The 9,335-nt window shown below is 71.0% G+C and carries 11 protein-coding genes; 3 read left to right on the forward strand and 8 right to left on the reverse strand.

The window, feature by feature from the left end; translation table 11 throughout:
- The 3 genes from G3I40_RS08835 to G3I40_RS08845 form a co-directional block, all read left to right on the forward strand.
- The coding region (locus G3I40_RS08835) for a hypothetical protein (RefSeq protein WP_239091619.1) at nucleotides 1-468 on the forward strand (468 nt) is incomplete at its 5' end.
- A gap of 39 nt (nucleotides 469-507) precedes the next feature.
- Nucleotides 508-1,314, forward strand: coding sequence for an Fpg/Nei family DNA glycosylase (locus G3I40_RS08840; RefSeq protein ID WP_164301599.1), 807 nt, complete (start codon nucleotides 508-510; stop codon nucleotides 1,312-1,314).
- Nucleotides 1,315-1,364: 50 nt separating this feature from the next.
- On the forward strand, nucleotides 1,365-2,147 hold the full coding sequence (locus G3I40_RS08845) for an SDR family NAD(P)-dependent oxidoreductase (protein WP_164301600.1): 783 nt from the start codon (nucleotides 1,365-1,367) through the stop codon (nucleotides 2,145-2,147).
- Here the strand turns inward: G3I40_RS08845 and G3I40_RS46985 are convergent.
- From G3I40_RS46985 to G3I40_RS08880, 8 genes are all read right to left on the reverse strand, one after another.
- The gene (locus G3I40_RS46985; protein ID WP_343244866.1) at nucleotides 2,095-2,424 is read right to left on the reverse strand and encodes a hypothetical protein; all 330 of its coding nucleotides are present in this window, start codon (nucleotides 2,422-2,424) and stop codon (nucleotides 2,095-2,097) included. The two genes, G3I40_RS08845 and G3I40_RS46985, sit on opposite strands and share 53 nt — an antisense overlap.
- A gap of 146 nt (nucleotides 2,425-2,570) precedes the next feature.
- Nucleotides 2,571-3,044: a DNA starvation/stationary phase protection protein gene (locus tag G3I40_RS08850; protein WP_164301601.1), complete on the reverse strand. Its 474-nt coding sequence runs from the start codon at nucleotides 3,042-3,044 to the stop codon at nucleotides 2,571-2,573.
- 160 nt (nucleotides 3,045-3,204) lie between these two features.
- Complete coding sequence (locus tag G3I40_RS08855; RefSeq protein ID WP_164301602.1) at nucleotides 3,205-3,585, reverse strand: helix-turn-helix transcriptional regulator; 381 nt, start codon at nucleotides 3,583-3,585, stop codon at nucleotides 3,205-3,207.
- Between the two features lie 109 nt (nucleotides 3,586-3,694).
- A complete protein-coding gene (locus G3I40_RS08860; protein WP_164301603.1) occupies nucleotides 3,695-4,288 on the reverse strand; it encodes a CinA family protein in 594 nt (197 codons plus the stop codon).
- On the reverse strand, nucleotides 4,285-4,992 hold the full coding sequence (gene pgsA, locus G3I40_RS08865) for a CDP-diacylglycerol--glycerol-3-phosphate 3-phosphatidyltransferase (protein ID WP_164301604.1): 708 nt from the start codon (nucleotides 4,990-4,992) through the stop codon (nucleotides 4,285-4,287). The genes G3I40_RS08860 and pgsA overlap by 4 nt, the downstream gene beginning before the upstream one ends.
- Nucleotides 4,989-6,449: a 30S ribosomal protein S12 methylthiotransferase RimO gene (gene rimO, locus G3I40_RS08870; protein WP_164301605.1), complete on the reverse strand. Its 1,461-nt coding sequence runs from the start codon at nucleotides 6,447-6,449 to the stop codon at nucleotides 4,989-4,991. Before rimO ends, pgsA begins: the two co-directional genes overlap by 4 nt.
- Nucleotides 6,450-6,514: 65 nt before the next feature.
- Nucleotides 6,515-7,366: a RodZ domain-containing protein gene (locus G3I40_RS08875; RefSeq protein WP_343244865.1), complete on the reverse strand. Its 852-nt coding sequence runs from the start codon at nucleotides 7,364-7,366 to the stop codon at nucleotides 6,515-6,517.
- Nucleotides 7,367-7,583: 217 nt separating this feature from the next.
- Nucleotides 7,584-9,335: DNA translocase FtsK (locus tag G3I40_RS08880; RefSeq protein ID WP_164301606.1), on the reverse strand; the 1,752-nt coding region annotated here is incomplete at its 5' end.

Raw genomic sequence — 9,335 nt, forward strand, 5'->3', positions numbered from 1 at the left:
GCGGCCCCGCCCGACCCGTACGCCCCGGTCGACGCCCCGGCGTCTCGGGCCACCGCCCCCCGCGCCCTGGTGCTCGCCGCAGCCGACCCGGCCAACGCGTACGGCGCCGCCCTCCCGTGGCCCGAGCCTCCCACCGGCGCGGGCCACAAGCCGGGCCGCAAGGCGGGTTCCCTCGTCGTCCTGGCCGACGGCGAACTGACCCTCTACATGGAGCGGGGCGGCAAGACGCTCCTCGCCTGGCCCGCCTCCGGGGCCGATGCCGCCCCGCCGACGCCCGCCCTGCTCGCGGAGGACCCCCGTCTGCCCGCCGCCGCGCAGTCACTCGGCGAGGCAGCCCGTTCCGGCGCCCTCGGCACCATCACCGTCGAGCGGATCAACGGCGAGGCGGCGCTCACCTCCCCGTACGCCTCCCTCCTGGAAGGAGCCGGTTTCCACGCGACGCCCCGCGGGCTGCGCCTGCGCGCGTGAGGCCACGCGGGACCCGGTCGCGAGACCTACCCTGGACACATGCCCGAAGGAGACACCGTCCTGCAGGCCGCGAAGCGACTGCACCGTGCGCTCGCGGGCCAGGTGCTCACCCGCTCCGACCTGCGTGTCCCGCGGTTCGCCACGGCGGACCTCACCGGCCGCGAGGTCCTGGACGTCACCTCGCGCGGAAAGCACCTGCTGACCCGCCTTGAGGGCGGCCTCACGCTCCACTCGCACCTGCGGATGGACGGCTCCTGGAAGATCTACGCACCGGGCGAGCGCTGGCGGGGCGGCCCCACCCATCAGATCCGCGCGATCCTCGCCAACGCGTCGCACGCGGCGGTGGGCTACCGCCTGCCCGTCCTCGAACTGCTGCGCACCAACGAGGAGTTCACTGCGGTGGGCCATCTCGGCCCCGATCTGCTCGGCCCCGACTGGGACCCCGACACCGCCCTGAGCAACCTGCTCAAGGACCCCGCCCGCCCCCTCGGGGAGGCCCTCCTCGACCAGCGCAACCTCGCCGGAATCGGCAACGTCTACAAGTCCGAGATGTGCTTCCTCCTGCGGGTCACGCCCTGGCTCCCGGTCGGCGACCTCCCGCCCGGGACCGCCGACCGTCTCCCCCTCCTCGCGAAGAAGCTCCTCGAAGCCAACCGCGACCGCCCGGCCCGCGTCACCACCGGCCGCGCCCGCCCCGACGAGCGCCTGTACGTCTACGGCAGGGCCGGTCGCCCCTGCCTGCGCTGCCGCACCCCGATCCGCACGGCGAACCAGGGAGACGGCTCCCGCGAACGCCCCACCTACTGGTGCCCCCGCTGCCAGTCGGGCCCGACCCCCACCACGTGATCCGCGCACAACAATTGACGGTCCGTCAGAACAGCTCGTACGGTCCCTTCATGCCCGTCAAGGCGTACGACCTCACCGGACGCACCGCATTCGTCACCGGCGCCGCCAGCGGCATCGGACGCGCCTCGGCGGCGCTCCTCGCCGAGGCAGGAGCCACTGTGCACTGCGCGGACCGCGACACACAGGGTCTGCACGAGACGACGGCCCTCATCAAGGAGAGCGGCGGCACCGCGCACCCGCACCTCCTGGACGTCTCGGACCGCACCCAGGTCGCCGCCGCCGTCACCGCGGCCGCCGGGACCAGCCCCACCGGCGCGCTGGACATCATGGCCGCCGTCGCCGGCATCATGCACAGCAGCCCCGTCATGGAGACCAGCGACGAGGACCTCGACCGCGTACTCGCCGTCAACTTCAAGGGCGTGCTGTACGCGTGCCAGGAGGCGGCCCGCACGATGCTCGCGGCCGGCACCCCCGGCAGCATCGTCACCATGGCCTCGGGCGCGATCGACACCGGCGGCCCCGGCCTGTTCTGCTACGGCGTCGCGAAGGCCGCCATCGTGCAGCTCACCAAGACGCTCGCCACGGAGATGGGTCCGCACGGCATCCGCGTCAACGCGGTCGCACCGGGCTGGATCCGTACGCCGATGACCACCCGCCACGACGAGAGCGCCCAGGCCCACACGGAGTCCCTGATGGTGCGCATGACCCCGCTCGGCCGGGTCGGCGCCCCGGAGGACATCGCGCACGCGGTACTGCACCTCGCCTCGGACGCCGCCGCGTTCACGACCGGCCAGATCCTCCGCCCGAACGGCGGCGTCGCCATGCCCTGGTGACCCGCCCCCGCATCCCGGCCCCGAACTCCCGGCCCGCCCGCACGGCCCGCCCCCGCACCCGCCGCGCGCCATGATGACCGGGCGCCCCCGCGACCCCGGCCGCCCGCGCCTTCGGCAACGCATGCACCGGCAGCAGACTGAGCCCCCAGCCGCCCGCCGCGACCGCCCCTTCAAACACCCCCGCGTCCGGCGCGAAGGCCAGCCGCAGCACACCCCACCACCACAGCGCCCCCAGCACCACGGCCGGTATCCAGCGCCACAGCCGCCGACCTGCCACCGACCGCTCACCTCCGCCCGTCACCGGCACCGCACCTGGGACGCCACGCGCCCGCCTCCGCCTCCACCTCCGGCAGTGCGCAACAAGGGCGCGCCACGAACCCCGTGACGCGCCCCCGTTCGCACCCGATCGGACCGGAGAACGTCTCAGCCGCCGTTCTCGGCCTGGAACATCCAGTGGTGCTTCTCCAGATCGGCCGTGATGCCGATGAAGATGTCCTGGCTCACCGGGTCGGCCTCGCCGGTCTCCTCGATGCGCTCACGCATCCGGGTGATCACCGCGCCGAGCGCCTCCACGAGCGTCCCGACCGCGTCCACGTCCTTCACCCAGCCCTCGGACACCGCACCGATGCCGCTCGTGGCGGCCACCGTCCCGGCACGGCCGTCCGGCGACACACCCAGCGTCGAGGCCCGCTCGGCCACCGTGTCGGAGTGCTGCCGCGCGGTGTCCACCACCTCGTCGAGCTGAAGGTGCACGGACCGGAAACGAGGGCCCACCACGTTCCAGTGGACCTGCTTGGCCACGAGGGAAAGATCCACGAGGTCCACGAGTGCACCCTGCAGCGCCTCGGACACGGTCTTCAGGTCAGCATCGGACAGCGGGCTCTTCACGACGTACATCCGTAACCTCCGTAGCGAAATCACCATCAACGATGGCACACATGCACTATTACGGACACAGGAAGCCAGGACTCGGGACCTTCGGCCTCTGGTGCCCAGCAGAAAGCCCCGACCGGATTCCCGGTCGGGGCTCTCGCACACTTCACGCTGCGTGCAGGCGCTACGCCGCTACGACGTCCACCGCCTCCGCAGGCGCCTTGATCGTCACCCGTTCCGGCGGGACGCCGGTCACGGAGACCGCATTGAGCATCGGACGAACCGGTGATGGCACCGGCTCCGACGGGACCGCTGCTGCCGACACAGCCAGCTCGGCGAGGGCGAGCTCGTCGCTCACCTCGCGCATCAACTCGGACATCCGTACGTCAAGCGCGTCGCAGATCGCGGAGAGCAGCTCGGAGGAAGCCTCCTTCTGCCCCCGCTCCACCTCGGAGAGATAGCCGAGCGAGACTCGGGCGGACGAGGAGACTTCGCGCAGAGTACGGCCCTGGCGCTGGCGCTGCCGACGCAGCACGTCACCCAGCAGGCGACGGAGCAGAATCATCGGTGGCTCCCTCCTCGGACCGCGTAGCCGCATCCTTCACGCCCCACCGTACCGCCTCGTGCGGCGGCCGTGCGGGGAGCGATGTCGTGTTCACTCAGGGCTGCAAACATCAAGACTCCCCGTTCTGTTCCGTATCCTGTGTCCGCGCATTCCCAGTACGTTCGCCGGAATGCCCTCCGACCAGCTCTTCCCTGAGCAGCCCGAGCACGCTCCGCACACTCTTCTTACGGATTTCCGTCCGGTCGCCGTTCAACCGCAGCTCGACCACTTTGCGGCTACCAGCGAAATCGCCTCCGCCCTTCGCAACGCTGTCCAGGGCGCCGTCCGGGCCGTTCCCGTCGGGTCCGACGGCCGCCACGTAGACCGTGCCCACCGGCTGTCCGTCCTGCGGCTCCGGCCCGGCGACGCCGGTCGTGGCGATCCCCCAGTCCGCGCCGAGCGCGTCCCGGACCCCGGCCGCCATCTGCAGCGCGACCTCCGGATGGACGGGTCCGTGCGCGGCCAGCAGGCCGGCGTCGACCGCGAGCAGTCGGTGCTTGAGCTCGGTCGCGTACGCCGTGACGGACCCGCGGAACGCCTTCGAGGCACCGGGTACGGCGACCAGCTCCGCGGCCACGAGACCACCGGTGAGCGACTCGGCGACGGCGAGGGTCTCCCCCCGGCCGGTCAACAGTCGCAGCGCCTCGGCAGCCTCGTGCGTCACTTCTCGGCCGCCTCCGAGGACGCCTTGTCGTCCGCAGCCGCCTGCGACGCGGCCGCGGCGGCCTTCGCCTCCTCAAGACCCGCCCGGCGCAGCACGACCGCCTGCCGGATGTAGTCGAGCCCGGTCACCACGGTCAGCGCGACGGCCACGGCCATGACCCAGAAGCGGAAGGTGGCGAGCGGCCCGGTCAGCGCGAGCACGTACATGCCCACGGCCGTGCCCTGCGCGAGGGTCTTGAGCTTGCCGCCACGACTGGCCGGAATGACCCCGTAGCGGATCACCACGAAGCGCAGCACCGTGATCCCGAGCTCCCGCCCGAGGATGACGCCGGTCACCCACCACGGCAGGTCACCGAGGTACGACAGACAGATCAGCGCCGCCCCCATGATCGCCTTGTCGGCGATGGGGTCGGCGATCTTCCCGAAGTCGGTGACCAGGTCGTACGTACGGGCCAGGTGCCCGTCGAAGACGTCCGTGATCATCGCGACCGCGAACGCCGCCCAGGCCCAGGCCCGCATCGCCGGGTCGTACCCGCCGTCGGCGAGCATCAGCACCACGAAGCCGGGCACGAGCAGCAGCCGGATCATGGTCAGGATGTTGGCGATGTTCCACAGGCTGGCCTGATTGACGGCCGCAGCGCCCAGCTTGCCGCCGGGCGCCGGCGAACCGGTCCCGCCCGTGGCGGATGCCGGGACTCCGGTCATCTGCCTGCCTCCTCAAGCCCGTCGAGCGGCTCGGCGACGAGGTCCACTCCCTCGGTCCCGACCACCTTTGCCTCGACCATACGGCCGACCGTGAGTCCTGCGCCGCCCGTGAGCCGCACCTGTCCGTCCGTCTCGGGGGCTTGGTGCGCACCGCGGCCGAGCACGCCGTCCTCCGCGTCCACCGACTCGACGAGCACCTCCACGGTCTCGCCCAGGCGCTCCTCGGCCCGCTGCGACACGAGCTGCTCGGCGAGGCGCGATACCCGCGCGAGACGCTCGGCGACGACGTCCTCGTCGAGCTTGTTGTCGTACGTGGCCGCTTCCGTGCCCTCCTCGTCGGAGTAGCCGAACACACCGATGGCGTCCAGCCGCGCACCGTTCAGGAAGCGCTCCAGCTCGGCGAGGTCGCCCTCGGACTCGCCGGGGAAGCCGACGATGAAGTTCGACCGGACACCGGCCTGCGGTGCCTTGCTCCGAATGGTGTCGAGCAGCTCCAGGAAGCGGTCGGTGTCCCCGAAACGCCGCATGGCGCGCAGCACGCCGGGCGCCGAGTGCTGGAAGGAGAGGTCGAAGTACGGGACGACCTTGTCGGTCCCCGTCAGGACGTCGATGAGGCCCGGCCGCATCTCGGCGGGCTGCAGGTAGCTGACCCGCACCCGCTCGATCCCGTCGACGGCCGCCAGCTCGGGCAGCAGCGACTCCAGGAGACGGATGTCACCCAGGTCCTTGCCGTACGACGTGTTGTTCTCGGAGACCAGCATGACCTCCTTGACGCCCTGCTCGCCCAGCCAGCGCGTCTCGTTCAGGACGTCGCTGGGGCGGCGGGAGATGAACGAACCGCGGAACGACGGAATCGCGCAGAACGAGCACCGCCGGTCGCAGCCGGAGGCCAGCTTCACGGAGGCGACGGGCGCACCGTCGAGCCGGCGCCGCAGCGGCGCACGCGGCCCGGACGCGGGCGCGAGCCCGTCCGGCAGGTCCGCCGGCGCGTGTCCGGGCAGGGCGATCCCCGCACCCGCCTCCTGGCGCTCGGCCGGGCTGATGGGCAGCAGCTTGCGCCGGTCGCGCGGGGCGTGGGCCTCCACGCTTCCGCCGGACAGGATGGTCTGCAGGCGGCCGGAGATGTCCTCGTAGTCGTCGAAGCCGAGCACGCCGTCGGCCTCGGGAAGCGCGTCGGCAAGCTCCTTGCCGTACCGCTCGGCCATGCAGCCGACGGCGACGACCGCCTGGGTTCTGCCGTGGCCCTTCAGATCATTGGCCTCGAGCAGGGCGTCGACGGAGTCCTTCTTCGCGGCTTCGACGAAGCCACAGGTGTTGACGACGGCGACATCTGCGGCCTCGGCGTCCTCGACGAGCTCCCAGCCGTCCGCCTCCAAGCGGCCTGCGAGCTCCTCCGAGTCCACCTCGTTACGGGCGCAGCCAAGGGTGACAAGTGCGACGGTACGGCGTTCGGGCATGGACTCAAGACTACTTCGTCCCACCGACAGCCCTCGCCGCGAGGGTTACCGAAGGATCGCCGTGGTCACCCGACCTCCGGGTCACCCTTCGTGTAACTGAGCCGCTCGACCTGGCCGGGCTGGAACTCGTCCTCGATCTGCTTGCCGTTCACGTACAGCTGGATCGCACCCGCGTCGCCGAGGATGAGGTCGACCTTCTGGTTGTCCTGGAACGTCTTCGACTGGCCCTGCTTGAGCAGGCCGTCGAACATGAGCCGCCCGTTGTGGTCCTTCGCCGAGATCCAGCTGCGCCCGTCCGCCGCGTTGACCTGCACGGTGACCTTGTCCGCGGGAGCGGCCGCGATCGCGCTGTCGGACGGGTCCGGTTTGGGGTCGACGGGCTTCTTGGTGTTGCCGCTCGGCTTGGGGGCGGGCTTGCTGGTCGCGGGCGTGGCGCCCTCTGCGGCCTGCTGCTTGCTGCTGCTGTCGTCGTCGCCACCGCTGAACGCGGTGTAGCCGACGAAGGCGATCACCGCGACGATCGCGGCGACCATGGCGGCGGTCCAATTGGGCCTGCGCGGCTCGGACCGGATGCGCTCCGCCTCGAACAGCGGGGTCGCCGGGGTGGGCGCGGGCCGCCCCCCGTGCTCGGCCTCGAACTGCGCGAGCAGCGGTTCCGGGTCGACGCCGACGGCGCGGGCGAGCGTGCGGACGTGGCCGCGTGCGTACACGTCGCCGCCGCAGCGGGAGAAGTCGTCCTGTTCGATGGCGTGCACGATCGGGATGCGCACCCGGGTCGACTGGCTGACCTCGTCGACAGTCAGCCCCGCGTCGATACGTGCCTGCTGAAGGGCACGACCGATCGAGGGCCGCTCGTCCGCGGGCGGGATGCGGTCTTCCGAAGGACGGTCGTCTTCAGGGGAGTTGCCGATGGACACGGGGGCGCCTTTCGAGCGTGTAGCCACCTGCTGGAGGTTCAGTCTAGGGGGGGTGCGAAAGGGTGGGGCAACCGGGCGGTCGGACTTTGTACGCCATCAGAATGGCCCGACAGCCTGATGACGGGGCAGCGAGCTGCCTCTCCCTCAACTTGACGTACTCGTTGAGGAAACGGTTGCCCCGGATCCCCGTCCGAGTGACATCAAATCCGAAAGATCCTCAGGACTGAGCCTCCCCACGGATCACCGCGAGCACTCCATCCAGTTCGTCCGGCTTCACGAGCACGTCCCGGGCCTTCGAACCCTCGCTCGGTCCCACGATGTTCCGCGACTCCATGAGGTCCATCAGCCGCCCGGCCTTGGCGAAGCCCACGCGGAGCTTGCGCTGCAGCATGGAGGTCGACCCGAACTGCGTGGAGACCACCAGCTCGGCCGCCGCGCACAGCAGCTCCAGGTCGTCGCCGATGTCCTCGTCGATCTCCTTCTTCTGCTTGGTCCCCACGGTGACGTCTTCCCGGAAGACCGGCGCCATCTGGTCCTTGCAGTGCTGCACGACGGCGTGGATCTCGTCCTCGGTGACGAAGGCTCCCTGCATACGGGTCGGCTTGTTCGCCCCCATGGGCAGGAAGAGACCGTCGCCCTTGCCGATGAGCTTCTCGGCCCCGGGCTGGTCGAGGATGACCCGGCTGTCGGCGAGCGAGGACGTGGCGAAGGCGAGCCGCGACGGCACGTTCGCCTTGATCAGACCGGTGACGACGTCGACCGACGGGCGCTGCGTGGCGAGCACCAGGTGGATACCGGCCGCACGCGCGAGCTGCGTGATCCGCACGATGGCGTCCTCGACGTCGCGCGGCGCGACCATCATCAGGTCGGCCAGCTCGTCGACGATCACCAGCAGGTACGGGTAGGTCTTCAGCTCCCGCTCGCTGCCCTCGGGCGTCTTGAGCTTGCCGTCGCGGATCGCCTGGTTGAAGTCGTCGATGTGCCGGTAGCCGAAGGCGGCCAGGTCGTCGTAGCGCAGATCCATCTCGCGTACGACCCACTGCAGCGCCTCGGCGGCCCGCTTGGGGTTGGTGATGATCGGCGTGATGAGGTGCGGAATCCCCTCGTACGCCGTCAGCTCCACGCGCTTGGGGTCGACGAGGACCATCCGCACGTCCTCGGGTGTCGCCCGCACCATGACCGACGTGATCAGACAGTTGATGCAGGACGACTTACCGGATCCGGTGGCACCGGCGACAAGGATGTGCGGCATTTTCGCGATGTTCGCCATCACGTAGCCGCCCTCGACGTCCTTGCCGAGCGCGACCAGCATCGGGTGGTCGTCCTCGGCGGCGTCCGCGAGGCGCAGCACGTCGCCGACGTTGACCATTTCCCGGTCGGTGTTCGGGATCTCGATGCCGACCGCGGACTTGCCGGGGATGGGGCTGATGATCCGGACGTCAGGGGACGCGACGGCGTACGCGATGTTCTTGGCGAGCGCCGTGATCTTCTCGACCTTCACGGCGGGGCCGAGCTCGACCTCGTACCGCGTGACCGTCGGGCCACGGGTGAACCCGGTGACGGCCGCGTCGACCTTGAACTCGGTGAAGACGGTCGAGAGCGATTCGACGACGGCGTCGTTGGCCGCGCTGCGCGACTTCCCGGGCCCACCGCGGGTCAGGAGGTCGAGCGACGGCAGCGCGTACGTGATGTCGCCGGCGAGCTGGAGCTGCTCGGCGCGCGGGGGCAGGTCCCGCGGCGCGCCGGGCGAGGACTTGGTCAGATCGGGCACGGCGAGCTTGGACGGCGTCGGCTCGGGCTCCGCGGCGGCAGGCTCGGGCTTCTTGCCGCGGGCCGTCGGCACGGGCGCCGAACGCTCCGGCGCGGGCTCCTCTCCCGTACGCTCCCCGCGCTCGACACCGACTCCCTGCGTGAGGTCGGCGACCAGCGGCGACGGCGGCATGCCGTGCAGCACGGCCCCGTCGAGCGC

Origin of the sequence: Streptomyces sp. SID14478 (assembly GCF_010548525.1) — a bacterium.
GTDB lineage: Bacteria > Actinomycetota > Actinomycetes > Streptomycetales > Streptomycetaceae > Streptomyces.